The 24734-nt window shown below is 63.8% G+C and carries 22 protein-coding genes; 5 read left to right on the top strand and 17 right to left on the bottom strand.

Translation table 11 applies throughout. The features are described from left to right. Positions 1-81 precede the first annotated feature (81 nt). The 4 genes from rpsT to RVAN_RS18485 all read right to left on the bottom strand — a co-directional run bounded on the left by rpsT (position 82) and on the right by RVAN_RS18485 (position 2798). Positions 82-354, bottom strand: a complete 273-nt coding sequence (gene rpsT / locus RVAN_RS18500; RefSeq protein ID WP_013421211.1) for a 30S ribosomal protein S20 — start codon at positions 352-354, stop codon at positions 82-84. Between the two features lie 174 nt (positions 355-528). Beyond that, positions 529-726, bottom strand: coding sequence for a hypothetical protein (locus RVAN_RS18495; RefSeq protein ID WP_013421210.1), 198 nt, complete (start codon positions 724-726; stop codon positions 529-531). Positions 727-804: 78 nt separating this feature from the next. Continuing rightward, positions 805-2067 carry a CCA tRNA nucleotidyltransferase gene (locus RVAN_RS18490; RefSeq protein WP_013421209.1) on the bottom strand — a complete coding sequence of 421 codons (1263 nt, stop codon included), beginning with the start codon at positions 2065-2067 and terminating at the stop codon, positions 805-807. After that, positions 2064-2798: a CoA pyrophosphatase gene (locus RVAN_RS18485; RefSeq protein WP_013421208.1), complete on the bottom strand. Its 735-nt coding sequence runs from the start codon at positions 2796-2798 to the stop codon at positions 2064-2066. Before RVAN_RS18485 ends, RVAN_RS18490 begins: the two co-directional genes overlap by 4 nt. 172 nt (positions 2799-2970) lie before the next feature. Between RVAN_RS18485 and RVAN_RS18480 the strand changes: the two genes are divergently transcribed. From RVAN_RS18480 to RVAN_RS18465, 4 genes are read left to right on the top strand one after another with little or no spacing between them, the layout of a single operon-like run. Continuing rightward, positions 2971-3963: an AAA family ATPase gene (locus tag RVAN_RS18480; protein WP_013421207.1), complete on the top strand. Its 993-nt coding sequence runs from the start codon at positions 2971-2973 to the stop codon at positions 3961-3963. 15 nt (positions 3964-3978) lie between these two features. Further along, positions 3979-4935, top strand: a complete 957-nt coding sequence (locus tag RVAN_RS18475; protein ID WP_013421206.1) for a DUF58 domain-containing protein — start codon at positions 3979-3981, stop codon at positions 4933-4935. Continuing rightward, positions 4932-7805 carry a DUF4159 domain-containing protein gene (locus RVAN_RS18470; RefSeq protein ID WP_013421205.1) on the top strand — a complete coding sequence of 958 codons (2874 nt, stop codon included), beginning with the start codon at positions 4932-4934 and terminating at the stop codon, positions 7803-7805. The genes RVAN_RS18475 and RVAN_RS18470 overlap by 4 nt, the downstream gene beginning before the upstream one ends. 7 nt (positions 7806-7812) lie before the next feature. Beyond that, positions 7813-9903 (top strand): membrane protein, encoded by a 2091-nt coding sequence (locus RVAN_RS18465; RefSeq protein WP_013421204.1) that lies wholly within the window; start codon positions 7813-7815, stop codon positions 9901-9903. 4 nt (positions 9904-9907) lie between these two features. On the opposite strand, the gene RVAN_RS18460 is transcribed toward RVAN_RS18465, so the two are convergent. The 8 genes from RVAN_RS18460 to RVAN_RS18425 form a co-directional block, all read right to left on the bottom strand. Beyond that, a complete protein-coding gene (locus tag RVAN_RS18460) occupies positions 9908-10687 on the bottom strand; it encodes an SDR family oxidoreductase (protein WP_013421203.1) in 780 nt (259 codons plus the stop codon). A 116-nt stretch (positions 10688-10803) separates the two neighbouring features. After that, a complete protein-coding gene (nuoF, locus tag RVAN_RS18455; protein WP_013421202.1) occupies positions 10804-12096 on the bottom strand; it encodes an NADH-quinone oxidoreductase subunit NuoF in 1293 nt (430 codons plus the stop codon). A 2-nt stretch (positions 12097-12098) separates the two neighbouring features. Beyond that, positions 12099-13124, bottom strand: coding sequence for an NADH-quinone oxidoreductase subunit NuoE (nuoE, locus tag RVAN_RS19900; RefSeq protein ID WP_013421201.1), 1026 nt, complete (start codon positions 13122-13124; stop codon positions 12099-12101). 255 nt (positions 13125-13379) lie between these two features. Further along, the gene (locus RVAN_RS18445) at positions 13380-13865 is read right to left on the bottom strand and encodes a hypothetical protein (protein ID WP_013421200.1); all 486 of its coding nucleotides are present in this window, start codon (positions 13863-13865) and stop codon (positions 13380-13382) included. Between the two features lie 157 nt (positions 13866-14022). Continuing rightward, positions 14023-14301 carry a hypothetical protein gene (locus RVAN_RS18440; protein WP_013421199.1) on the bottom strand — a complete coding sequence of 93 codons (279 nt, stop codon included), beginning with the start codon at positions 14299-14301 and terminating at the stop codon, positions 14023-14025. 162 nt (positions 14302-14463) lie between these two features. Continuing rightward, entirely contained in the window at positions 14464-15711 is a 1248-nt protein-coding gene (locus RVAN_RS18435; RefSeq protein WP_013421198.1) for an NADH-quinone oxidoreductase subunit D, read from the bottom strand. A 40-nt stretch (positions 15712-15751) separates the two neighbouring features. Continuing rightward, on the bottom strand, positions 15752-16372 hold the full coding sequence (locus RVAN_RS18430; RefSeq protein WP_013421197.1) for an NADH-quinone oxidoreductase subunit C: 621 nt from the start codon (positions 16370-16372) through the stop codon (positions 15752-15754). 9 nt (positions 16373-16381) lie between these two features. Beyond that, complete coding sequence (locus RVAN_RS18425; RefSeq protein WP_013421196.1) at positions 16382-16936, bottom strand: NuoB/complex I 20 kDa subunit family protein; 555 nt, start codon at positions 16934-16936, stop codon at positions 16382-16384. Positions 16937-17119: 183 nt separating this feature from the next. Between RVAN_RS18425 and RVAN_RS19385 the strand changes: the two genes are divergently transcribed. Then, positions 17120-18103: a glycosyltransferase family 25 protein gene (locus RVAN_RS19385; protein WP_081449541.1), complete on the top strand. Its 984-nt coding sequence runs from the start codon at positions 17120-17122 to the stop codon at positions 18101-18103. An 18-nt stretch (positions 18104-18121) separates the two neighbouring features. Here the strand turns inward: RVAN_RS19385 and RVAN_RS18415 are convergent, their stop codons facing one another. The 5 genes from RVAN_RS18415 to RVAN_RS18395 all read right to left on the bottom strand — a co-directional run bounded on the left by RVAN_RS18415 (position 18122) and on the right by RVAN_RS18395 (position 24685). Beyond that, positions 18122-18487 carry an NADH-quinone oxidoreductase subunit A gene (locus RVAN_RS18415; RefSeq protein WP_013421194.1) on the bottom strand — a complete coding sequence of 122 codons (366 nt, stop codon included), beginning with the start codon at positions 18485-18487 and terminating at the stop codon, positions 18122-18124. Positions 18488-18612: 125 nt separating this feature from the next. Then, entirely contained in the window at positions 18613-20550 is a 1938-nt protein-coding gene (locus tag RVAN_RS19380) for a hybrid sensor histidine kinase/response regulator (protein ID WP_049779556.1), read from the bottom strand. Between the two features lie 492 nt (positions 20551-21042). Further along, a complete protein-coding gene (locus RVAN_RS18405; protein WP_041787867.1) occupies positions 21043-22020 on the bottom strand; it encodes a polysaccharide deacetylase family protein in 978 nt (325 codons plus the stop codon). Between the two features lie 190 nt (positions 22021-22210). Next, complete coding sequence (gene glpX / locus RVAN_RS18400; RefSeq protein ID WP_013421191.1) at positions 22211-23206, bottom strand: class II fructose-bisphosphatase; 996 nt, start codon at positions 23204-23206, stop codon at positions 22211-22213. A gap of 147 nt (positions 23207-23353) precedes the next feature. Beyond that, complete coding sequence (locus RVAN_RS18395; protein WP_013421190.1) at positions 23354-24685, bottom strand: homoserine dehydrogenase; 1332 nt, start codon at positions 24683-24685, stop codon at positions 23354-23356. Positions 24686-24734 lie beyond the last annotated feature (49 nt).

Genomic DNA, 24734 nt, shown 5'->3' with positions numbered 1-24734 from the left:
TAAAATTCGCTCCGGCTATTTGGCGGTAGCGAAACTCTCGCTTAAGTCACTGATGCAATTTCGCATCAGGCCGTGAGGATTCTAGGCCGCCTGGCCAAGAGCCTTGATGCGAGCCGACAGCCGAGAAATCTTGCGAGACGCGGTGTTCTTATGAAGGATGCCCTTCGAAGCCGAGCGCATGATCTCGGGTTGTGCCTCGCGCAGCGCCAGATTCGCGGCTTCCTTGTCACCGGAGGCGATCGCTTCTTCGACCTTGCGCACGAAAGTGCGCACGCGGCTCTTGCGCGCCTTGTTGACCAGCGTGCGGCGTTCCGCCTGACGGGCGGCTTTCTTGGCCGATTTCGTATTTGCCATATGACGTAGTCCTCTCGCGAGCGAACAACCCGCGCCTTCGAGCTTTTTCGGGAATGAAAAACCGTGTCCGCTAGCCCCATGGGCAGCAACCTGCCCTGCATATACCCGCGAAGCAAGCAAGCGTCAATGTCGGGCGGCGTCAAGCCTCGCTTCTCCGGTGGAGACGCTCCGGCTTCAGGAGCCAAGACCGTTGAGCGCCACCGCGCGCGGATTGCGTGGCCCGTCATCAATCCACACCGGCTCTATCTTGACCACAAGTAAGGCGATCAGCAAGAGCGCGATGTAGAAAAGACCGATCGTGCCGATCATATCCGACACGCTGCCCACCTCGTCGCTGTCTTCCTTGCCGCCACGACCTTTTCCGTACCGCATCGGACCCTCTCCCAAACGACGCGAATGACAAGAATGTCACCTGCAAGACTAAGGTATGAGAAGGGGGTCTGAGAAGTCTTAAGTTCTGGCGATGCCGTTCGGGCGCGCGTTCTTATCCTCAAGCGCAAGCAGCGTCTTGCGGTCGAGCGTGAAGCCGCTGGCGATGAACCGCTCTTCAAGGTAGCGCAGATGCGCGCCAAGCCCCGGGCCGGGCAACCAGCCTTCGTTCAACAGATCAGCACCGTTGACCGGGAATTTGGGGCGCTGCCATTCGCGCGGCAATTCGGCCGCGAATCGCCATGCCGCATCGTCAATCGGCGCGCCGGACGCGGCCCAGCCGATCAGCACGCTGCCGAGATAGGTGCGCGCGCCGATTCTATAGAGCAGCGTTTCGAGATCCCGCTTGGCGAGCGGCGCGCGGAACCACGGCGCCACGGAAGCGAGCCCCATGAGGTCGTTTCGCTCGTCGTTCGACAGGCGCAGCTTGCCCGCGAGCCGCTCGGCATCCTCCTCGACGAAGATCGAGAGCGCGGCGAGTCGGTACATCGGATCGGGCATCAGCTTGAGTTGGGCCTCGATCGCGGCGATCCGGTCGAATCGGCTGCGCCGCGCGATGCCGCCGAGCACGATGAGCAAAAGCCCGCTCTCGTCCATGATGCGAATCGCGTCGGGCGCGCGCACCGTCACGAGGATGCGCAACATCTCCGCGCGAACGCGCTCCGCCGAAAGGCGCTTCAATCCACGGCGCTCGCGAATCGCGGCCGCCAAGCCGTCCGCGTCGAAGTCGCCCTTCGCATAGTCCGCGCTGAAACGGAAGAAGCGCAGGATTCGCAGATAATCTTCACGGATGCGGGTGTCCGCGTCGCCGACGAACCGCACGCGCCGCGCGAGAAGATCCGGCAGACCATCGAGCGGGTCGTGCACCGCGCCGGTCGCGTCCGCGTAAAGGGCGTTCAGCGTGAAATCGCGGCGGCGGGCATCCTCTGCCCAGTCGTCGCCGAAAGCCACCGTCGCGCGCCGTCCGTCCGTATCGACATCGCGGCGCAACGTCGTCACCTCGAAGGGCACGCCGTCCACCACGAGCGTGATCGTGCCATGGTCGATGCCGGTCGGCACCGTCTTGATTCCGGCGGCGGCCGCCAGACGCAGCGTATCGTCAGGCTTCGCGGTCGTCGCGAAATCGACCTCCAGGACAGGCTCTTCGAGAAGCGCGTTGCGCACCGCGCCGCCGACCGCGCGCACCTCGAAACCTTCGCGGTTCAGGCAGTCGAACACGGCCCGCACCTCGGGCGCACGGAACCACGCCGCATCCGCCACCGTCACATTTTCAAGCTTGGTCATCTGTCGTCGCCCTCGTCTCGCGGGGCATACAGCCTTTCATAAAGATTGTGCAACATCGCCGCCGTCGCGCCCCAGATGAAACGCTCCTCGAATTGCATCGCGTGGAACAGGATGCGGTAGTCCTGCCAGTTGAGCAAATGGCGCAGATGATTCTGCTCGTTCATGAGGAAGGAGAGCGGCACCTCGAAAATTTCGGCGACCTCGTTCGGCTCCGGCTCGGGCACGAAGGACGGGTCTATCAGCCCCATCACGGGGATGACGCGAAAGCCCGTGCCCGTGTTGTGCAGGTCGAGCAACGCGAGCGGCTTCACAAACTCCGGGAAAAGGCCGATCTCCTCGCGCGCCTCACGCAGAGCGCTGTGGACGGGTGTCGGATCGGACTTCTCGATCTTGCCGCCGGGAAACGCCACCTGCCCCGCATGCGCCGACAGATGCGCCGTGCGCAGCGTGAGCAGCACCGTCACTTCGGGCTCGCGCGCGACGATGGGCACGAGCACCGCCGCCATGCGCCATTTCTCCGGCGGAAGGAGAAATTCGAGCCTTAAATTTGCGTTAGGATTGCCGGTCTCGTCGAGCCGCCGCCCCGCATCGATGCCGTAGGTGACCGGCTGTTCGGTCATCCAGACGGCCTTTTCGAGGGCTATGCCGCGCGATTGCGCCAGGGCGGCGAAACCTGTTGGCGAAAAAGGACTTAAATCAAGCTCGGGCACGTGCGCCGAAAGCCCAGCCATGGGCACCGTCTCCACAAAACGAACAAATTGATGCAGCGCTCTTCCAGAATGGGAGCCGCTGTCGAGGGCGCGCCGCCCGGCATTAAGCCTGCCGCCCGGCGGTTGTATCACCGGGACGCGGCAGCATATAGTCTCATATCGAAGTGCGTCTCAACTCAGCAGGTTTCAATCGATGCTGCATCCCTCCGAGCCGGACATCGTTTCCCGCGTCGACGACATTCGCGCGAAGGTTGCGCGCGTCAAGGATTCGATATCCCGCGTCATCTTCGGGCAGGATGCCGTCATCGAGCTTGTGCTCGTCAACATCCTGTCCGGCGGCCACGCGCTCCTGATCGGCGTGCCCGGTCTCGCGAAGACCTCGCTCGTCGAGGCGCTCGGCGCGGCGCTCGGACTTGACGCAAAGCGCATCCAGTTTACGCCCGACCTCATGCCGTCCGACATCGTCGGCACCGAAGTGCTTGAGGAGAAGGACGGCCGGCGCACCTTCCGCTTCGTGCCGGGGCCGGTCTTTGCGCAGCTTCTGATGGCGGACGAGATCAACCGCGCCAGCCCGAAGACGCAATCCGCGCTGCTTCAGGCGATGCAGGAGCAGCAAGTCACCTACGCCGGGCAGACTTATGCGCTGCCCGCTCCGTTTTTCGTGCTCGCGACGCAAAACCCGCTTGAGCAGGAAGGCACTTATCCTCTCCCCGAGGCGCAGCTCGATCGCTTCCTGCTTCAGGTGGACGTGTCCTATCCCGACGCGACCGCCGAGCGCCGCATGCTCTATTCCACCACCGGCACCGAAGACCGCACCGTGCAGCCCGTGCTGACGGCGGCGGAGGTGATCGCGGCGCAGCAACTCGTGCGCCAGATCCCGGCGGGCGACAGCGTGGTCGACGCCATCCTCACCCTCGTCCGTTCCGCCCGTCCGAATACGCCGGAAGCCGGGCCGCGCGTGAATGAACTCGTCGCATGGGGCCCGGGGCCGCGCGCCAGCCAGTCGCTCATGCTCACCGTCCGCGCCCGCGCGCTGCTCGACGGCCGCTTCGCGCCCTCCATCGACGATGTGATCGCGCTCGCAAAGCCCGTGCTGCGGCACCGCATGGCGCTGACCTTCGGCGCGCGCACGGAAAACGTCACCGTCGACGAGGTCATCGACTCCCTTCTCGCAAAGCTGAAATAGGCGGGGTCACACCCTTTGACGTCGGCGTCGGAACTTCTTTCGCGGCCATCGGCCCTCGCCCTTGAAGGCGCATCGCAGGATCTCGTGGCCAAGCTGCCCGCGCTTCTGATGGAGGCGCGGCGCGTGGCTATCACGGTCGCGCAGGGAACGCATGGGCGGCGGCGCGCGGGGCCCGGCGAAACCTTCTGGCAATACCGCACTTTCGAGGCGGGCGATCCGTCCGCGTTGATCGACTGGCGCCGTTCGGCCAGTTCGAGCCATCTCTATGTTCGCGAACGCGAATGGGAGGCGGCGCACACGGTCTGGATCTGGCTCGACCTTTCGCCCTCGATGATGTTTCGCTCCCACCTTGCGCCGCAGTCCAAGGCCGAGCGCGCGGTGGTGCTGGCGCTGGCGCTGGCGACGCTCCTGTCGGAGGCGGGCGAGCGCGTGGGCATCCCCGGCCTCATGGAGCCGAAGACAAGGCGCAACGCCGCCACCGCAATGGTCGAAGCGATCGCGCGTGGCATCGGCGCGCTGGGCGGCCTGCCGGAAGGCGGCCGGCGCGTCAGCCGTCATTCGGAGATCGTGATCTTCAGCGATTTCCTCGAGCCGGAAGCATCGCTCGCGGCGCGTTTCGCCCTACTCGCGCGCCAAGGTTCGCGCGGCCACCTCATGCGCATCCTCGATCCCGCAGAAGAAAGCCTTCCCTATCAGGGTCGCGTCGATTTCGTGGACGCCGAAAGCGGCGAGCACTACGTTGCGGAGCGCGCTGAAAGCCTGCGTGACGATTATCGCGCGAGGCTCGCCGCTCACAAGGCCGCCATCGCCCAGCACGCCCATTCAGTCGGCTGGTCGCCCTTTCTGCATCACACCGACCGCGCCGCGACGGAACCGCTGCTTGCACTTCACATGCATCTGTCGGGGCTCGAAAAAGCCTACCGTGCGACAGGCTTCGTGAAGGGCCAACCGCAGGCGGGGAATGATCCATGATCGCAGCGCTTCAATCGCTAAGTTTTTCTGCGCCGTGGATGCTGGCGGGGCTTGCCGCGCTGCCGCTGATCTGGTGGCTGCTCCGAGCGACGCCGCCGCGCCCGGACACTGTCTCCTTCCCGCCGACCTCCATCCTGATCGGGCTGAAGCATCGCGAGAAGACGCCGGTTCGCAGCCCGTGGTGGCTGACGGCGTTGCGCATGCTGGTTGCCGCTGCCGTGATCGGCGCGCTCGCCGGTCCGCATATCAAGCCGCCAGCGACCGCCAGCGCCACGCTCGCGCAACCGCTCCTCGTCGTGGTGGATAATGGCTGGCAAAGCGCGAGCCGCTGGGCCGCGCGCCGCGCCTTCGCCGAGCAACTCGCAGTGCTCGCGGACGAAAGCGGGCAGACGATGTATCTCGCCGCGACAGCCGGCCCGTCCGCGCCGCTTCAGCCGCTGACGCCGGTAGAATTTCGCCAGCGCTTCGCCTCGCTCGTCCCGCAGCCGTATCCCGGCGACCGCGCGGGGCTCGCGGCGCAGGTCGAGCGCGAGCTTGGAGCGCGCGGCAAGATTTCCGTGGCGTGGCTCGCGGACGGCATCGAAGATAGCGGCACTGCGGCGCTCAACAAGGCGCTGGCGGCCGTGGCCACGGGCGGCGTGATCGATCTCTACTGCGATCCGGACGGCGCTGGTGCGCTCGCGCTGACGCGCGCGGCCTCCGCCAATGCCGGGCCGATCACGGCGAAGGTCTTGAAAGCCGAATCCTCGCCGCACAGCGGTCAGGTCGCGGCAGTGACTGGGCGCGGCGAGCGTCTGTCGGTCGCGCCTTTCGATCTCAAGAGCGGCGCATCCTCGGCGGAAGTGTCCTTCGACCTGCCGCTGGACCTTCGCAATCAGGTGGCGCGGCTCGAAATCGTGGGCGAGGCGTCGGCGGGCGGCGTGTTTCTGCTCGACGGGCGCTCACAGCGCCGTCGCGTGGGCCTCGTCGCGACCGAAGGTAACGACGATGCGCAGCCGCTCCTTTCGCCGACCTATTATCTCGAACGCGCGCTGACGCCCTTCGCGGAGATCGTTCGCCCGCGCACCGCCAATCTCGACGTGGCAACCGCCGACCTCGTCGCGGCGAAACCTTCGGTGATTATTCTGTCCGACGTTGGCCGCCTGTCCGGCGCCGTGCGCGAGCGGCTCCGAGCCTTCGTCGAGGACGGCGGCATGCTGATCCGCTTCGCCGGGCCGAGGCTCGAACAGGGCGGCGACACGCTCCTCCCCGCGCCGTTGCGCGAAGGCGGGCGCACGCTCGGCGGCGCGATGACATGGACGTCGCCGCAGACGCCCGCAGCCTTCGAGGAGGAGTCGCCGTTCAACCGGCTGGCGATCCCGAAGGATGTCGCCGTGACGCGGCAGGTGCTGGCGGACCCGGCCCAGATGCCGCGCGAAACGAAGGTCTGGGCGCGGCTTTCCGATGGAACGCCGCTCGTAACGGCGGCGAGGCGCGGTGCCGGGACTTTAGTCTTTTTTCACATTACCGCGAACCCGGATTGGTCTAATCTACCTATTTCGGGTCTTTTCGTGGAGATGATGCGTAAAACTCTCGAAGCGTCGCCGTTACAGCTTTCCCGGGCCACGAACGCAGAGGCCGTTCCTGGCGACATACAGGCGGCCGCCCTTGGTCAGGATGTCCCGCTGAAGCCGTGGCGCGCCCTCGACGGGTTCGGCAAGCTCGGCGTCCCTGGCGAACGCGCGCAGCCGATCGCAGCGAGTGCCGCCGATACGGCCCGCGTCAGCGCTGCCAACCCACCCGGACTTTACGGCCCGCAGAATGCCGTCCGCGCGTTAAACACCGTCCAGGACGGCGACGCTTTCGCGGCATTGAAGGCGGTCGACGGGGCGCGCGTCGCCGTTTTCACCGAGGCGAAAACCATCGCGCTCGCGCCGTGGCTTTTCCTCGCCGCGCTCTGCCTTTTCCTGCTGGACGGCATCGCCTGCGCCCTTTTCCTCGGCCGAAGCGCGCCGCGCTGGAGAAAACCCGCCGCCGCTGCGCTCGCCCTTGGCCTCGCTTTCGGCCTCGTACCGGAGTCGCGCGCCGAAGCCCGCGCCGCCGCACCAAACGCCACCGCAAACGCGTCCGGTCTGTCGAGCGAAGCGGCAGCCTTCGCCATGGCGGCCTCGCTCGAAACGCGTTTCGCCTATGTCATCACGGGTAACGCGGAAGCCGACCGCGTGAGTCAGGCCGGCCTCGCGGGGCTCTCCCGCATCCTGTCCGCGCGCACGGCGGTGGAGCCGGGCGAGCCCATCGCCGTCGATCCCGCGAAGGACGAACTCGTGTTCTTCCCGCTCATCTACTGGCCCGTGATGGCGAACGCGGAACCGCTGGCGGATCATGTGCTCGCGAAGGTGGACGCCTACATGAAGCAGGGCGGCCTTATCATTTTCGACACCAAGAACGAAGAGGCGAGCCCCGAGAGCCTCCTCGCACGCGGCGGCCGCACGCCACTCGCGCAGCTTCTCGGCAAGCTCGACATTCCGCCGCTCCAGCGCGTGCCCGACGATCACGTGCTGACGCGATCCTTCTACCTCCTGCAATCCTTCCCCGGCCGCTGGGACAATGGCGATCCATGGGTGGAAGCGCGTCAGGAGTCGGGCGATGCGGCGCGGCGCGGCGTGAAGTCGGACGGCGTCAGCTCGCTCATCGTCACGTCGAACGATCTCGCCTCCGCCTGGGCGATGGACGACAGCGACCGGCCGATGTTCGCGGTGGTGCCGGGCGGCGAGGACCAGCGCGAGATGTCGTATCGCGTCGGCGTCAACATCGCGATGTACGCTCTGACGGGGAACTACAAGGCCGATCAGGTTCACGTGCCCGCCATCCTCGAACGGCTGGGGCATTAGGCGAAACATGAATTGGTCGTTCGAGTTTTTCCCCTTCTTTCCGCGCGAGGTGCTGATCGCCCTCGGCGTTGCGTGCCTCGTTGTGCTCGCTCTCTCCGCGTGGCGGAACCGGCGCGGCCTGTTTCTGCGCGCGCTCGCGCTAGCCTGCCTCCTGCTCGCGCTCGCCAATCCGAACCTCAAGAACGAGGTGCGCCAGCCTCTCGCCAACATCGCCGTGGTGGTGGTGGATGAAAGCTCCAGCATGCAGCTTGCCGGCCGCGCCGACCGCGCTCGCGACATCGAAGCCGCGCTGAAGGAGAAATTCGCGCAGGTTCCCGATCTCGAAGTGCGCTGGGTGCATGCCACGCCGACCGACCAGCAAGGCGGCGAATCGACGGAACTGTTCGCGGCGCTCGACAAGGCCATGGGCGATATCCCACCGGGGCGCGTGGCGGGCGCGGTGTTCATCACCGACGGACAAATTCACGACGTGCCGCAGGACAAGGCGCGGCTCGGCTTCGATGCGCCGGTTCATGCGCTGATCGCGGGTGCGCCGGACGAAAAGGACAACCGCATCGAGGTCGTCTCCGCGCCGCGCTTCGGCCTCGTCGGTTCCGAGCAGACGGCCGAGATTCGCGCGGAGAAAAGCGGCAAAAGCGGCGCTGGGCTTGCGACGATCTTCGTGCGCCGCGCCTCCGGGCCGGTGGAGACCATCAGCGCGCCTTACGGCAAGACGGTGCCGATCAAGATGCGCTTCGACCGCGCTGGACCGAACATCGTCGAGGTCGACCTGAAGCCGGAGCCGGGCGAACTCACGACGATCAACAACAAGACCGTGATTCAGGCGCAGGGCGTTCGCGAGAATTTGCGCGTGCTGCTGGTGTCGGGAGAACCGCATGCGGGCGAACGCACGTGGCGCAATCTGCTGCGCTCCGACGCGGCGGTGGACCTTGTGCATTTCACCATCCTGCGACCGCCGGAGAAGCACGACGGCACGCCCATCGACCAGCTTTCGCTCATCGCTTTCCCCACGCGCGAGCTGTTCTCCGAGAAACTGAGCCAGTTCGATCTCATCATCTTCGACCGTTACCAGCGCCGCGCCGTGCTGCCCATGGTCTACCTCGATAACGTCGCGCGCTATGTCGAACAGGGCGGCGCGGTGCTCGTGGCGGCGGGCGCGGATTACGCCTCGCCCGTGAGCCTCGCGCGGACGCCGCTCGGCGCGGTGCTGCCCGCGCGCCCGACTGGACGCGTGGTGGAAGAGCCGTTCCGCCCGTCGATCACCAAGGAAGGCGAGAAGCATCCCGTCACGGCCGGGCTTCCCGGTGCACCGAAGAAGGATGGGCAGGAGCCGAAATGGGGCCACTGGTTCCGCGTGATCGACAGTCAGGCAGAGCGCGGCGAAGTGGTCATGAGCGGTGCCGAAGGCAAGCCGCTGCTGGTGCTCGACCGGCGAGGCGAGGGCCGCGTGGCGCTTCTGCTCTCCGATCATGCCTGGCTCTGGGCGCGCGGCTATGAGGGCGGCGGTCCGCATGTCGACCTGCTGCGTCGCCTCGCGCACTGGCTCATGAAGGAGCCCGACCTCGAAGAAGAGGCGCTTTCGGCGCGCGCGGGCCGCAGCGACATCACCATTGAGCGCCGCACCGTGAAGGGCGAAATAGGCGAGGCAACGCTGACATTGCCTTCGGGCAAGGAAGTTAAAGTCGCGCTCGACGAAACCGCGCCGGGGCGGTTCTCGAAGACGGTCGCGACGAACGAGGCGGGCGTGCATCGCATCGCCATGGACGGGCTGACCGCCGTCGCCATCGCGGGCGACCTGAACGCGCCCGAGTTTCGCAAGGTGATCGCCACCGACGAGCCGATGCGCCCGATCCTGGACAAGACAGGCGGCGGCGCGTTTTACCTCGGCGGCACCATGGATGCGCCCACAAAGGACGTGCCGTCGATATCCATGGTGAAATCCGGCCATCGTTTTGCGGGCGGCACGTGGCTCGGCCTCAAGGCGCAGGACGCGTTCGAGGTCAAGGCCGTATCCTATACGCCACTCGTAGCGGGCTTCGCCGCGCTTGGGCTCGCGCTCGGTCTGCTCGCGCTGACGTGGTATCGCGAAGGGCGTTAGACGCTCACCCCGGGGACGCCGCCGACCCGGCCAGCAATCCGCCGTCGATGCTCAATTCCGCGCCTGTGATGTAGGTCGCCTCGTCGGATGCGAGGAGCACGGCGATGGCTGCCACCTCCTCAGGCCGTCCGAAGCGCTTCAGCGGTGTGTCCGCAACGAGCGCCTGCATGCGCGCCTCGCGGTCCGCACCCTGGCCAAGCATCGGCTCCCACATCCGGGTCAGAATGGCCGCCGGATGAATGGAGTTGCAGCGGATCTTCCACCCCTGTTGGGCGCAGTAAAGCGCGACGGTTTTCGTGTGGTTGCGAATGGCGGCTTTTGATGACGCGTAGGCGGCGGCCAGCGGTATGCCGACAAGGCCGGAGCGTGAGGAGATATTGATAATGGAGCCCGCTCGCCGCGCCTTCATCGCGCCGATGGCGTACCGGCACCCGAGGAAAGTGCCGTCGAGGTTCACGCGGTGGACGGAATGCCACGCATCGAGCGTCGCATGTTCGGGGTCATGGGCGGCGGCGCCTTCCTCGAACCCGGTTATACCGGCGTTGTTGACGACGACATCGGCCACCGGGACGAGTACCGCCAGCGCCGCCCAATCGTCCTCGGCGCTTACGTCGAGCCGGTGGAATGCGCAGCCTATTTCGGACGCCGTGGCGACGCCCGCAACCTCGTCCTTGTCGGTCGCGATAACGACCGCACCCTCCGCGTGAAATGCTTCAGCTATGGCGCGGCCAATACCGCGCGCTGCGCCGGTGACGACGCAAATCTTGCCAGTAAGTCTCTGCATGATAGTCCTGTCGATTGGGCTGGTGAGCGGATCGCTCCGCAAGCGAGATGCGCTTTTCCGCCTTAGCGGTGCCCTTGGACCATCTGCAAAATCCTCCCCGAAAAGTGCGCCCGGCCCTACTCCGCCGCGACGCGCGCCTTGTGCTGCGCATGGAACGCATCGATCCGCGCTTCCATCTCGTGGCGGAAGTGCCGGATCAGGCCCTGCACCGGCCACGCGGCGGCATCGCCGAGCGCGCAGATGGTGTGGCCTTCAATCTGCTTCGAGACATCCCAAAGCATGTCGATCTCGGCGTGTTCCGCGCGGCCTTCGACCATACGCTCCATGACGCGCCACATCCAGCCCGTGCCCTCGCGGCAGGGCGTGCACTGGCCGCAGCTTTCGTGCTTGTAGAAATACGAAAGGCGCGAGATGGCCTTCACGATGTCGGTGGACTTGTCCATGACGATCACCGCAGCCGTGCCGAGGCCGGAGCCGACCTTGCGCAAGCTGTCGAAGTCCATGCCGAGGTCGTTGCACATATGCGCGGGCACGCAGGGCACCGACGAGCCGCCGGGGATGATGGCGAGCAGATTATCCCAGCCGCCGCGCACGCCGCCCGCATGCTTATCCACGAGTTCGCGGAAGCTGATGCCCATTTCCTCTTCGACATTGCAGGGCCGCTCGACGTGCCCCGAAATGCAGAACAGCTTCGTGCCAGTGTTGTTCGGCTTGCCGAGCGCCGCGAACCACGCTGCGCCGCGCCGCAGAATGTCGGGCACCACCGCGATCGATTCGACGTTATTGACCGTCGTCGGCGCGCCCCACAGACCCGCATTGGCCGGGAATGGCGGCTTCAGACGGGGTTGGCCCTTCTTGCCCTCGATGCTTTCGAGCTGCGCCGTTTCCTCGCCGCAGATATAGGCGCCCGCGCCGTGGTGGACGTAGATATCGCAGTCCCAGCCGTTGATGTTATCCTTGCCGATAAGGCGCGCCTCGTAGGCTTGATCGATGGCCGCTTGCAGGCGTTGGCGCTCGCGGATGAACTCGCCGCGAATGTAAATGTAGACGACGTTCGCCCGCATCGCGAAAGCGCCGATGAGCGAGCCCTCGATGAGAAGGTGCGGATCGTGGCGGATGATTTCGCGGTCTTTGCAGGTGCCCGGCTCGGACTCGTCGGCGTTCACCACGAGGTAATGCGGGCGACCGTCGGACTTCTTGGGCATGAACGACCATTTCATGCCGGTGGAGAAGCCCGCGCCGCCGCGACCGCGCAGCCCGCTCGCCTTCATCTCCTCAATGATCCAGTCTTGGCCCTTTTCGAGGATCGCCTTCGTGTTGTCCCAAGCGCCACGCTCGCGCGCGCCCTTCAGGCCCCAGTCGTGCTGTCCGTAAAGGTTCTTGAAGATGCGGTCTTTATCGGAAAGCATGCTCAGTCCTTATCCTTCGGCTCGGTCTCGCTTCCAGCCGCATCGGGGGCCACGCCGCCCGGCGTGTTCGTGTCGTCAAGAGCTTTCGCGGCCGCGAGCCACTCCGCCGTCTTGCCCTTGAACCGAGGATAGCGCGTTTCGATCCACTCCACATCCTCTGCCGTGAGGCGGCCGACCTGCCCGTAACGCGTGATGCCGATGGCGTTCAGCGCGTGTTGCGCGTCGGGATCGAGGTCGGCGAGCTTCGTAAGATCATCCGGGTCGCCTTCCGACCGCTCGAAGCGCGCGCGCTCTTCCGCAACCTTCTCCACATCGCCGGATTTCGCTTCAGGCGGCTGAACCGGCGATGCAGCTTCGACCGCGCCCTGAACCTCCGCCTGCGTCTGCGCCTCCTCGGCGGCGCGCTCCGTCTGCGGCTCCTGCTTTTCCTCATCCTCGAAAAGAAGCGTGGTCGGGCCGCCTTCCGGGGCGGAGCACTGTCGCCCGATCTGCGAGCCGGGCTTCACCTCGCGCCCGCGCCTGAGCCCCGACAGCACCGCTTCGAAGTTTTCCGGCGTCAGGTCTTCGTAATAATCGTCGTTGATCTGCACCATGGGCGCGTTCACGCACGCACCGAGGCATTCGACCTCGACCCACGAGAACACGCCTTCGGGCGTCACCTCGCGCTCGTCGCCGATCTCGCGCTTGCAGACCTTCTTGATGTCTTCCGCGCCGCGAAGCATGCAGGGCGTCGTGCCGCACACCTGCACATGGTAGCGGCCAACCGGCGACAGGTTGAACATCGAATAGAAGGTCGCGACCTCATACACGCGGATATAGGGCATGCCGAGTAGATCGCCGACATAGCGAATCGCCGGCTCCGGCAGCCATCGATCATTCTGCTCCTGCGCGCGCCACAACAGGGGCAGCACGGCGGCCTGATGGCGGCCTTCGGGGTATTTCTTGATCTGCTCCTTCGCCCACGCGAGATTTTCAGGCGTGAATTCGAAGTCGCTCGGCTGATTCGGATCGAGGCGTCGGACGGACATGCGGGTTCCCAGAAGTTCTAGCGCAGTGGTTTCTTCATTTGATTCACCTGTGCTGCTGGCATCGTTATCAAATGTAGAATTCGAACCTGCACTAGAAATCAATGATGCCAGTGCTCTTCAGGCGTACGTTTGCTTGCGCGCGCGCGGGTAGTCCAAACGTATGCGACAGAGCACTTGCTGGTTAATAACCGAGATGCGCCGAGTTCGCCAGAGGTTAAGCGGGCGCAGGGCGTAGGAATATCGGCGGAAAAGCGCTCAGGATGGCAGCATGTCCGTGTATCCCAGAGCGACGAGCACAAGCGAGATAAGCGTCGTGAAGAAGCTCGCAGCGAAACAATAGGTGCCGCGTCGGAAAGAGCGGATGACGCGGCGGAGCGTCTCTTCCATCTCGTTTTCGCCGAGCGTCGAGAGAAGATGATAGTTGGTCTTCGGGTGGCTGATCGCGCTCCAGCCGACCGACAGCGTCAGGCAGCGCAGATAGAAGAAGCACGCGGCCACGATCAGCGCAGCATCGAGGGCCAGAAAGGCCGCGTAAAGCGAGCGATGCGGCGAGGCCGGATAGACGAGCGCATTAAAGAAATAGATGCAAACCGCGAACAGGATCGCGACGAATTGCAGCAGCGACCCGGAATTGTTCTGAATGCGGCCGATTTCGAGGAGGTGAAGGCCGAGGCGTTCCGGCGAGGAAAACCCGTTGTCCGGCGCGGCGATGGCTGGCTCCGCGATTGCCTGATCTGTCATCCGCCCCTCCCCGAACTCCGCATTTGGCCTTGACACCTAGCGCGCTGGCGCGGCTTCAGTTGGGTCTGTATCGAAGGGCGCAGCGCGCCGAAAGCATCGCCGTGAAAGCGTTGGAGGTCGCAAACCCCACATAGCGCGCTTTCGCCCGCTGTTTCAATCAGACGCTTTTCATCGCCGATAGCGCGGCCGCGAAGAAGATGACCGCCTCGACGAGAATATCGGGTGCGGGCGGCACGATCCTGAGGCCGCGGCCGTCGCCCTTGTCGCGCATGTTGACCCGGAACTGATAGACGAACGAGATCAGAACCAGCGACAGGAACATGAAGACGACCGAAAACGGCCCGGCATCGATGCCGAGTATTCCAGTGGACTTCGCAAACGCGCCGAAACCCGCGCCAGTCAGCGCCGCAAGCACCCAGGCAACCACGTTCCACATCGCGCCGCATCCCCTCTTTTTCGAGCGTTTAGGGCTTTTGGTGGAACCGAAAACGCGCTCTCATTTTCGTTGAGCCGGATCTCGTACCCGGCGTACCAAGCTCCCGCATCGAATCGCAGTCGCGCGGAGCCTCGCGACGAGGCTGCGCGCACGCAATGGCGATCAGCGGTCGATTTCGCCGAATACGATGTCGATACTGCCGAGGATGGCCGCCACGTCCGCCAGCATGTGCCCCTTGCACAGGAAGTCCATCGCGGCGAGATGCGGGAAGCCGGGAGCGCGGATCTTGCAGCGATACGGGCGGTTCGTGCCGTCCGCCACGAGATAGACACCGAACTCGCCTTTCGGTGCTTCGACGGCGGCATAAACCTCGCCTTCCGGGACGCGAAAGCCCTCGGTATACAGCTTGAAGTGATGGATGAGCGCCTCCATCGAGCGCTTCATCTCTTCGCGGCGCGGGGGCGTGACCTTGTTGTTCGGCAGGATCACCGGTCCCTTGCCCGCTGGCGAATTCAGGCGCTCGATACACTGCTTCATGATGCGGATCGACTGGCGCATCTCCTCCATGCGGATGAGATAGCGATCCCAGTTGTCGCCGTTCTTGCCGATGGGGATGTCGAAGTCGAGATCCGCGTAGCACTCGTAAGGCTGGCTCTTGCGCAAGTCCCAAGCCGCGCCCGAGCCGCGGATCATGGTGCCCGTGAAGCCCCACGCCATGGCGTCTTCGAGGCTGACAACGCCGATATCGACGGTGCGTTGCTTGAAGATGCGGTTATCGGTGAGAAGCGTATCGAGGTCGGCCAGCACCTTGAGGAAGCTGTCGCACCACGCTTCGATATCGTCGATGAGCGCCTGCGGCAGATCCTGATGCACGCCGCCGGGGCGGAAATAATTCGCGTGGAGCCGCGCCCCGCTCGCGCGCTCGTAGAACACCATCAGCTTTTCGCGCTCTTCGAAGCCCCAGAGCGGCGGCGTCAACGCGCCGAGGTCGAGCGCGAACGTGGTGACGTTCAGCAGATGGTTGAGGATGCGGCCGATTTCCGAGAAGAGCACGCGGATAAGCTGACCGCGAATCGGAGGCGTTACGCCGAGCAGCTTCTCGATCGCGAGGCAGAAGGCGTGCTCCTGATTCATCGGCGCGACATAGTCGAGCCGGTCGAAATAGGGAATCGCCTGAAGATAGGTTTTGTGCTCGATGAGCTTCTCGGTGCCGCGATGCAGAAGCCCGATATGCGGATCGACGCGATGCACGACCTCGCCATCGAGTTCGAGGATCAACCGGAGCACGCCATGCGCGGCCGGGTGCTGCGGCCCGAAATTGATCGTGAAGTTGCGGTTCTCCGGCGGACGCTCCAGGCTTTCCGTTTCCACCTTGTACGCCTCGCTCACCGCGCCGCTGCCGTCAGCCATGGAGCCTCGTTGCCCGATTGTCTTTTATGTTCATGGTCGCTTACGCCTTCGGCGCGGTCGTCGCCTTCTCGTCGCCGGGAAGCAGATAATCGGCGCCCTCCCACGGCGAGAGGAAGTCGAAGCTGCGGAATTCCTGCGGAAGCTTCACCGGCTCGTAGACGACCCGCTTCTGCTCTTCGTCGTAGCGCAATTCGACAAAGCCCGTGAGCGGGAAATCCTTGCGCAGCGGATGGCCGCGGAAACCGTAGTCCGTGAGGATGCGGCGCAGGTCTGGATGACCTTCGAACAGGATGCCGTACAGGTCGTAGGCTTCGCGCTCGAACCAGTTCGCGGCGGGAAACACCCCGACAAGGCTCGGCACCGGCGTTGCAGCATCGGCGGTTGTCTTCAGCCTCACGCGCAAATTCTGATACATACTGAGGAAATGATAGACGACATCGAAGCGTTCGGCGCGCTCGGGGTAATCCACACCGCAGATGTCGACGAGGATCGTGAAGCGCCACGCCGGATCGCTCCGCAGAAATTCGGCGATGGCCGGAATGCGGGCGCGATCCACCAACACGGTCAGTTCGCCGAGCGCGAACCGCGTCTCCGTGACGCCTTCGGGAAAAGCGCCCTTCAGGGCCTCGGCCAGCACTTCGAGCTTCGCCGTGTTCGTCATCGATTTCGCCTATCGTTCAATCGTGCCGGTGCGGCGGATTTTCTTCTGCAAAAGCATGATGCCATAAAGCAGCGCTTCAGCCGAGGGCGGGCAGCCGGGGATGTACACATCGACCGGCACGACGCGATCGCAGCCGCGCACCACCGAATAGGAATAGTGGTAATAGCCGCCGCCATTCGCGCAGGAACCCATGGAGATAACGTAACGCGGCTCCGGCATCTGGTCGTAGACCTTGCGGAGCGCGGGCGCCATCTTGTTGCACAGCGTGCCGGCCACGATCATCAGATCCGACTGGCGCGGGCTTGCGCGCGGTGCTGTGCCGAAACGCTCGAGATCGTAGCGCGGCATCGACACCTGGATCATTTCCACGGCGCAGCAGGCAAGGCCGAACGTCATCCACATGAGCGAGCCGGTGCGCGCCCAGTTGATCACATCCTCCGTGCTCGTGACGAGGAAACCCTTGTCCGCAAGCTGGGCGTTCAGCCCGTCGAAGTCGACGGCTGCTCCAGCCCCAGGTCGGCCAGGCGTGTCATAAAATGGCAGTGGAAATCCGGGCGTGGTCATCGATCCAACAGTGAGCGCTTTACCTTGTTCGATATATGGCGAGATGGAGGCAAACGCCAAGCGGTTTTTACCGCTCGGCCGCGTGACATAAGGGCGGAGGGCTTCCCGTCAAACCATGCAAGCACTTAGGCTTGCAGCACCTCGTAAAAGTGCGCTAAAGAACGACATAGTTCCCGTTTGATAATGTGTTTCTCTCAAATGAAAAATTTTGTCGACCACATTCCGGTTTTCCTCATCAATCTTGACCGGGCGCCTCATCGCCTCGCCCGCATGGACGAGAAGCTTCGCTCTCTCGGCATCGCCTATGAGCGGTTTGCGGCCATCGATGGCAGAGCGCTTCCACCGGACTCCGTGGAGACGTTCGCGCCCAGGGAAACCTGGACAAAGCCGACGAGAAGACCCATCGCGAACGAGGTCGCCTGCTTTCAGAGTCATCTCAGCGTGTTGCAGATCATACGCGATCGCAGCTACGAACGCGCATGCGTCCTTGAGGACGACCTTGATCTCGCGCCGGACTTCGGCACTTTTCTGGATCCCACGCTCAAATTTCCCCCCAATACCGATTTCCTGAAACTTGAAGTCACCCAAGTCAAGCGGCTGAAGGTGCTGCCCCTGAGGCCCATCGGCGCGCGCACGCTAGGTCTGATCTCACGAGGCGGCGATATAGGGGCGGCGGCTTATGTCGTCACCGCTCGCGGTGTACGAAACCTTCTGCCCAACCTCAAACCGATGGTGGATTTCTACGATAACCAGGCTTTCGGTGCCGCCACCTTGAAGCCTCGCGTATACCACGTCATCCCTTTCCCGGCCGATCAGGAAGACGGAAGCGAGATGGGACGTCCGCAGGAGTTCGTGTCCGAAAAAAAAGGAACCACACCGAAGGGAAAGCGCCTGCGCAAGCCGCTCCATCGAAAGATGAAGTCCAGCATCAAAAAAAGAATGTCGTTCCATCGCAAGGTGGCTGAATACATCCGCGTCCATGGAGTGTGGATAGCCGCGGGTCTGTTGTTCCGGGCAAAAATGATGGAACGGGCCGAGCTTCTCGGCGATTTGTATCAGCCGCGCGAACTTAACGCATCATGCGATGATCTGCCGCCCAAGCTCAAGGAAGCGATACCCGTCGGGAACAGCAGGCCGGGGGAGAGAACGTCACAGAGAACAGCTTGAGCTGATGCGGCGGCGGGCTCAATCCCAGTCGAGCGCGCCCTTCTTCCATTCGTAGATGAAGCCGATGGTAAGCACCGAAAGGAATGCCATCATCGCCCAGAAACCTGCGACGCCTGCCTCCTTGAACGCCACCGCCCAAGGGAAAAGGAAGGCCACTTCGAGGTCGAAGATGATGAACAGGATCGCCACGAGATAAAAGCGCACGTCGAACTTCATGCGGGCGTCGTCGAAAGCCGGGAAGCCGCATTCATACGCGGCCACCTTCTCCGGGTCGGGATTGTTCGGTGCGACGAAGAACGGCGCAACAAGCAGCCCAAGCCCGATGATGAGCGAAACGCCAAGGAAGATCACAAGCGGAAAATATTGCTGAAGCAGTTCGGTCATGAGGCTCGTTCGCGAATGAGAGCAGCTGCGCCGTGCGGCGATCCCTCTTTTTTGCACGATTTACGCATCGTGCGCAACGGCGCTTCTTCGCAACCAACTGCGGTCGGAAAGGCTCCGGCGAAAGCTTAGGCGGCCTCCTGATTGCGCAGACGGAGATCGCGGCCCTGCTCCGCCAGGCGCTTCACCGTCGAGATGAAACAATCGCTTTTCAGCGGCTTCGCCATATACCCGTCAGCGCCGGCAGAAGCGTGATATTCCTCCGCGCCCTTCATCGCATCGGCGGTGAGCGACAGGATCGGAATGTCCCGCTTCCAGTCGGCACGGTGCCGGATGATCCTTATGGCCTCGACGCCATTCATGATGGGCATCTGGCTATCCATGATGATGAGATCGTAATCGCGCTTTTCGAGCTTCACGAGCACCTGCTGACCGTTCTCGGCCGAATGCGTCTCGCATCCAGCGGCCTGCAAGAGCGCGAGCGCAAGCTTGAGGTTGATCGGATGGTCTTCGGCGACGAGCACATCGTAGACGCATGGCGTGAGCTGCGCGGTCTCCTCCACGCTCCCGCTGCCGCTGCTCTGCGCAGCCGGTAATTGCACTTGATCGTTGTCGAGCCACAGCGGCAACCAGACAAGGAACGTCGAGCCTTCTCCGCGCTCGCTTTCGACCGTGATGGTGCCGCCCATCAGTTCGGTGAGTTCCTTCGCGATGGCGAGGCCGAGGCCGCTACCCTTGACCTTGCCGGAACAAAGGTCATCGGCCTGATAGAAGCGGTTGAAAATCTTGCGCAATCGATCGGGGGCGATGCCTGGCCCGGTGTCGTTGACGGAAAAGGCCAGCCCATTGTTTTCGGCCGAAATCGATAGCGTCACCTCGCCCGTTTCGGTGAACTTGATTGCGTTGCCGAGCAGGTTGACGAGGATTTGGCGAATGCGCTCCACGTCGCCGATGGCGATTGTCTGCGACGGCAAGGTGCTGCTGACCTTCAATTGCAGCGCCTTCTCGTCGGCGAGCGCCTGAAGCGAGCGTGCCGCCGAAATAAGCTGATTCAGCTTGAACGGGGCGCTCTGGATTTCGAGCGTGCCGCGTTCGATCTTGCCGAGATCGAGGATCTCGTCGATCAGCGACATGAGCGACTTGGACGACGATTGGATAAGGGTCGCGTAATCGCGCTGCGTGTCGCTCAGATTGCCTTGAAGCAGCAACTCGTTGAATCCGATGATGCCGTTCATCGGCGTACGCATTTCGTGGCTCATATTGGTGAGGAAATGGCTCTTCGCCCTGTCGGCCGCCTCGGCGCGCGCACGCGCATCCTCAAGTTCGGCCTGTTGACGCTTCAGGGAGCTGATATCGGTCCATATGCGTACGGTTTCGTTGTTTTCCATCCGCTTGTGGCGCCGCGACATCCAGCAACCGTTAGCGAATCGCATGTGGATTTCAGAAAACGCGTGCTTTGAAGCGGTAAGCTGACGGTCCAGCCAGCGGTCCGGATCCTCGCATCCAATGTCGATCAGCCCTCTCGCAAGTGTGCTTCGCAACAGATCCTCGAACGATGCTCCGGGGCCGAGGGCGTCTTCGATTCCTTCGTGAAGCTTGGTAAACGCTTCATTCGCGATGAGCAGCCGATCATTCTCGTCGTAAATGGCGAAACCGTCCGATATGGCTTCGACCGCAGCGCGCAAGCGTCCCTCGGCCTTGCTGCTACCCAGAACCGCTTTGGTAACGTCGCAATCCCGGCCGACGCAGAAGGTTATGTCGCGCTGAATGGCGACGAACCCGCGGATATGCGCGTCGGCGTCGAGCAGCGGCATCACTTCGAGGTCGAACCAGACGGGAATGCCCCGTCTTTCGCCCAGAACCTGCGTCTTCACGGGCTCCTTCGCTTCGAGCGCATGCAGCAGCGCTGCCGCCACCGCGTTTCTGTTCATGCCGGGCGATTGCAGGAGTGAAGACGGTGTGCGCGCGGCAATTTCGTGCGCGGGAACTCCGGTGAGCCGCGCGAAGCCCGCGTTGGCCCATAGGAATTTGCCTGTCTCGTCCGTTACGACGACCGCATCTTGCATGCTGTCATCCGGCGGAGCGCATAAGTCTTCCCTTGCAAGGGTATGCAGGATCATTACCTCGAAATCCATATAGGAGAGTGAACACACTCAGTGAGGACGTTATTATCAGACGATATCAACCGATAAGCCTGATCAAACTCCCCATCAAACTGCGCGCTTGAGCGTCAGGGTCAAGTGAAATGCCGTAAAGGGAGAAGCCACTGCTTTCACCTTGCTAACATTTGCTGTACAATTTGAATAAATCACTTTGGTAACATCAGCTAAATCATTGAAATAAAATAGTCTATCCTTGCAAAACAAGGATATATTCCCTAGCCGCGAAGATGGAAGTAACCGGGGACGGAGGCGGTTCTAACCCTATCGAAAAAAGGCCGCGTGCGGACGAAACGCCTTTCGCCGCGGTTCGTTGAAACAGGAAACCGGGATGCGCGCGCAATCTCCGACGCGGCCTGAGGCGGTCGTTCGGACAAGCCGTCGCCAAAGCGGGCGGCGTCACTGACGTATGTCGTCTCCGATTCCGGTTTGTCGTGCGGCATTCTCACGTTCGCTCAGGCGTCGCTGAGGCTGTGCGGCCGGGGCGGCGACGCGAGGGGTCTCGCGCGCGAGCGGACGCGGGGCATCGCGTCGCTGCTGCTCTGCCCTCTGATCGGCGGCAGGCCTCGCTACTCGGGGCGGCGCGGCTGCGGCAGGAAGCGAAAGCTTCTCCGAGACCTCCGCTTTCGGCTCGAAATTGGCGGTTGGCACGATCTGAACGATCTTGAACCCTTCAATCTCCATGTTGATGAGGATGCTGTCGAGCGCGTCCACGGTCATCTTGCTGGTATCGCGGAGGGCGAGGACGCCTTTGCCTGCTTCCTTGAGGCGTGCGAGGGTTCGGTTGGCGAAAGCCGTGGGCGTGAGGCCCTGATCGCCATCGCCGGATTCGATGTCGGCATACCAAAGGCTGACGCCCCGCTCTTCGAGATAGGCCTGAAATTCCGGGGCAAGCGCACGCTGCGATATGCGGAGAAACGGCGCGACCGGCTCCTTCGAGGCCTTCGCGACGGCGGCGAGTGCGCTCTCCAGTTCATTCCTGGCGTCTTCGGGCTTGCCCGCGTCCGCTTTCGACCAGACGCCCGCTGCCAGCGTATGACCGCGACGCGCCACGTCGCGCACAGCCACAGAATTCGCCAGCGCCGCACTTCCCTTGAGAAAGAAGGTTGCTTTCACGCAGTGCTTGTCGAGGATGTCGAGGATGTATTTCGTATAGGCGCTGTGCGGTCCCTGCTCGAAGGAAAGTACGATTTCCTTCTCCCGGAGCAACGGCGTTTCGGAAGTCGCCTCGCCCGCGCCGCCATAGGCGTGCCGCTTCTGCGAATCGACCGCCACGACCCGCGCGAGAAAGCTCTTTTCAGTATAAACGCACTCTTTCGCCTCGGCCAGAGCCGGGATCAGAACAAAAGCCCCTACAGCAAATAGCAAAATCCGCATCAATGCCCCGCTGCCTCGCCGGTCTTCGCGCGAAGTTTTCCGGCGAGCGACTTTCCGCATGGCGCCGTATCATGGCTGATCGCACGGCACCCGAACGTGTATCGTCTCTCGCCCCGGGGAGAGCATCAAGCCCAGCTTTGGGGCCGATGTTTGTTTCCGATCTCGAAACGCTCAACGCGAGGCGCGCGACTCAGCGCTCGAATTTGCGGACGTCGAGATGCTCGGCGCGAATCCAGCGCACGGTGCGGGTGGATGAACGCATGATGACGGTGTGCGTCTCGATGCGACCGTCGAAGAAACGCGCGCCCGGCAGCAGCGAGCCGTCCGTGACGCCCGTAGCGGCAAAGATGATGTCCCCCGAAACCATGTCTTCCACGCGGAAGATCCTTCGCGGGTTCTCGATGCCGAGCGACTCCGCGTGCCGCGCCTGCTCGTCGCTGAGCCCTGAGAGACGCCCTTCGATCTGGCCGCCGAGGCAAACGAGCGCGGCGGCGGCGAGAACGCCTTCAGCCGCGCCGCCCGTGCCGAGATAGATGTCGATACCGGTTTCGTCCGGCTTGCAGGTCTGGATCACGCCCGCGATGTCGCCGTCGCCGATCAGCGCCACGGCAGCGCCGGCGGAACGGATTTCCTCGATCAGCCTCGCATGGCGCGGCCTGTCGAGCACGCACGCCGTAAGCTCGGACACGCGCCCCCCCTTCGCGGATGCGAGGCGGGCGAGGTTTTCCGCGATGGAACGCTCAAGGCTCACCAACCCCGGCTCGTAGCCCGGCCCGATGGCGATCTTCTCCATGTAGACGTCGGGCACCTTGAGCATGCAATCGCGCTCGCTCATCGCGACGACCGCCAGCGCACCCGGCAGCGATTTCGCGCAGAGCGTCGTGCCTTCCAGCGGGTCCACAGCGATGTCGACGGGCTGGCCGCCGACGCCCAGTTCCTCGCCTTCGTAGAGGAGCGGCACATCGTCACGCTCGCCCTCGCCGATCACGATACGGCCGTCGATGGCGAGATCGGCTAGCTCGCGGTGCATGGCGGCGACGGCGGCGGCGTCCGCCTGCCGCTCGTCGCCGCGCCCGCGGAGCTTGGCCGCGGCGACGGCCGCGCCCTCCGTTACACGGGCGATGTCGAGCGAAAGCGTGCGCATGAGACTGCTCGCCGGTCTGGCGAATGACGGCTCGTTTGCCATGGTCCTGGCCCTCCCGCGAAACTCAGGTGGCTAAGCAATTCCCAAAAAAAGCGGGAACCGATTTTCCGTCCGGAATTGCGATAAATCTTCGAGCGCGTCGCCGACTCCGTTTGAGCCGGTCGCGCTCTGAAGCTGTAGCACGCTGGGTTAAAGCGCCTCAATGCGTATCGTCTGGGGAACGCCGGAGACGTGCCCATCCTCGACGATAGCGGCAAGCGCGCTGCGTAGCCGCTCTTCGCGCGTGCGATGCGTGATCATGACGACCGGCGTCGGCTCGCCCGCCTGGCCCGCGCGGCTGATCCCCGGCAGATCGAGCGGCGCGCGCTTCTGAACCACGCTTTCGAGCGAAATCTGCTGCTCGGCCATGCGCGTCGCGATGGCTGCGATGGCCCCCGGCCGGTCGAAGACCGAAAGGCGGATGTAGAAGCCGCCCTCGTGCGAGAACATGCCGGGGCGCGTCTGCTGACGCAGTTTCGCAACGGGCAGGATGAAGGGCGGGCTGATGTGGCCGCGCGCGATGTCGATGATGTCGCTTGCCACCGACGACGCGGTGGCCCTCGATCCGGCGCCCGGCCCCGCGAGAATGATAAGGCCCGAATAGTCGCCCTCGACGGCGACGGAGTTGAGCGGGCCGTCAACGCCCGCCAGCGCGCTCGTTTTCGGGATCATGGTCGGCGAGACGCGCGCCTCGATGCCGTTTTCGGTCTGGATCGCCACGGCGAGAAGCTTGATGCGGTAGCCGAGTTCTTCAGCGGCGTCGAAGTCGTCGGGCGTGATGCCGCGAATGCCTTCAAGGTGGATCGCGCCGAAATCGGGCCGAACGCCGAAAGCGAGCGCCGAAAGCAGCGCAAGCTTGTGGCCCGCGTCCTGACCGTCGACGTCGAAGGTCGGGTCCGCCTCCGCATAGCCGAGCGCCTGCGCTTCCGCGAGCACCTCCGCGAAGGGCAGGCCCTCGCGCTGCATGCGGGTGAGGATGTAGTTGCTGGTGCCGTTCAGGATGCCGTAGACGCGGCTGATGGAATTGCCGAGGAGGCTTTCGCGCAGGCCCTTGACGATTGGGATGCCGCCCGCGATTGCCGCCTCGAAATTGAGCGCGAGGCCCTTCTTCTCCGCGAGTCCGGCGAGATACACGCCATGGCGCGCGAGAAGCGCCTTGTTCGCCGTGACGACATGCTTGCCCGCTTCGAGCGCCACTTCGACGCTTTGAAGCGCCGGGCCTTCATCGCCGCCGATCAGTTCCACGAACACGTCGATGCTGTCGCTTCGCGCTAGATCGCAGGCGTTCGCGAACCACGGAATGCCCGCGAGGTCCACGCCGCGATCCTTGCCCGGCGTGCGCGCCGATACGCCCGCGACCTCGATGCTGCGGCCCGAGCGATCGGCGATAGCCGCGCCGTTTTCGCGCAGCAGGGACACGAGGCCCGCGCCCACCGTGCCGAGACCGGCGATGCCCAATCGAAGCGGCGGAAGATCTGTCATGTCTCGTCGATCCTTATCGCGCGTCCGCTGAAAGCCTTGAGCCGCCAGC

Source organism: Rhodomicrobium vannielii ATCC 17100, from assembly GCF_000166055.1.
Lineage (GTDB): Bacteria > Pseudomonadota > Alphaproteobacteria > Rhizobiales > Rhodomicrobiaceae > Rhodomicrobium > Rhodomicrobium vannielii.
The sequence above is the reverse complement of the archived record's forward strand: the minus strand, read 5'-3'. Positions and strand labels throughout refer to the sequence as shown.

Excerpts from the sequence above, each read along its gene's own strand:
- RVAN_RS19380 (WP_049779556.1), bottom strand. The coding sequence starts at position 20,550 with ATGCAAGATGCGGTCGTCGTAACGGACGAGACAGGCAAATTCCTATGG.
- RVAN_RS18490 (WP_013421209.1), bottom strand. The coding sequence starts at position 2,067 with ATGACCAAGCTTGAAAATGTGACGGTGGCGGATGCGGCGTGGTTCCGT.
- RVAN_RS18465 (WP_013421204.1), top strand. The coding sequence starts at position 7,813 with ATGAATTGGTCGTTCGAGTTTTTCCCCTTCTTTCCGCGCGAGGTGCTG.
- RVAN_RS19385 (WP_081449541.1), top strand. The coding sequence starts at position 17,120 with ATGTGTTTCTCTCAAATGAAAAATTTTGTCGACCACATTCCGGTTTTC.
- RVAN_RS18415 (WP_013421194.1), bottom strand. The coding sequence starts at position 18,487 with ATGACCGAACTGCTTCAGCAATATTTTCCGCTTGTGATCTTCCTTGGC.
- glpX (WP_013421191.1), bottom strand. The coding sequence starts at position 23,206 with ATGGCAAACGAGCCGTCATTCGCCAGACCGGCGAGCAGTCTCATGCGC.
- RVAN_RS18460 (WP_013421203.1), bottom strand. The coding sequence starts at position 10,687 with ATGCAGAGACTTACTGGCAAGATTTGCGTCGTCACCGGCGCAGCGCGC.
- RVAN_RS18440 (WP_013421199.1), bottom strand. The coding sequence starts at position 14,301 with ATGTGGAACGTGGTTGCCTGGGTGCTTGCGGCGCTGACTGGCGCGGGT.
- RVAN_RS18480 (WP_013421207.1), top strand. The coding sequence starts at position 2,971 with ATGCTGCATCCCTCCGAGCCGGACATCGTTTCCCGCGTCGACGACATT.
- RVAN_RS18395 (WP_013421190.1), bottom strand. The coding sequence starts at position 24,685 with ATGACAGATCTTCCGCCGCTTCGATTGGGCATCGCCGGTCTCGGCACG.
- RVAN_RS18435 (WP_013421198.1), bottom strand. The coding sequence starts at position 15,711 with ATGGCTGACGGCAGCGGCGCGGTGAGCGAGGCGTACAAGGTGGAAACG.
- RVAN_RS18470 (WP_013421205.1), top strand. The coding sequence starts at position 4,932 with ATGATCGCAGCGCTTCAATCGCTAAGTTTTTCTGCGCCGTGGATGCTG.
- RVAN_RS18405 (WP_041787867.1), bottom strand. The coding sequence starts at position 22,020 with ATGCGGATTTTGCTATTTGCTGTAGGGGCTTTTGTTCTGATCCCGGCT.
- rpsT (WP_013421211.1), bottom strand. The coding sequence starts at position 354 with ATGGCAAATACGAAATCGGCCAAGAAAGCCGCCCGTCAGGCGGAACGC.
- nuoE (WP_013421201.1), bottom strand. The coding sequence starts at position 13,124 with ATGTCCGTCCGACGCCTCGATCCGAATCAGCCGAGCGACTTCGAATTC.
- RVAN_RS18445 (WP_013421200.1), bottom strand. The coding sequence starts at position 13,865 with ATGACAGATCAGGCAATCGCGGAGCCAGCCATCGCCGCGCCGGACAAC.
- RVAN_RS18430 (WP_013421197.1), bottom strand. The coding sequence starts at position 16,372 with ATGACGAACACGGCGAAGCTCGAAGTGCTGGCCGAGGCCCTGAAGGGC.
- RVAN_RS18495 (WP_013421210.1), bottom strand. The coding sequence starts at position 726 with ATGCGGTACGGAAAAGGTCGTGGCGGCAAGGAAGACAGCGACGAGGTG.
- RVAN_RS18485 (WP_013421208.1), bottom strand. The coding sequence starts at position 2,798 with ATGGCTGGGCTTTCGGCGCACGTGCCCGAGCTTGATTTAAGTCCTTTT.
- nuoF (WP_013421202.1), bottom strand. The coding sequence starts at position 12,096 with ATGCTTTCCGATAAAGACCGCATCTTCAAGAACCTTTACGGACAGCAC.
- RVAN_RS18425 (WP_013421196.1), bottom strand. The coding sequence starts at position 16,936 with ATGACCACGCCCGGATTTCCACTGCCATTTTATGACACGCCTGGCCGA.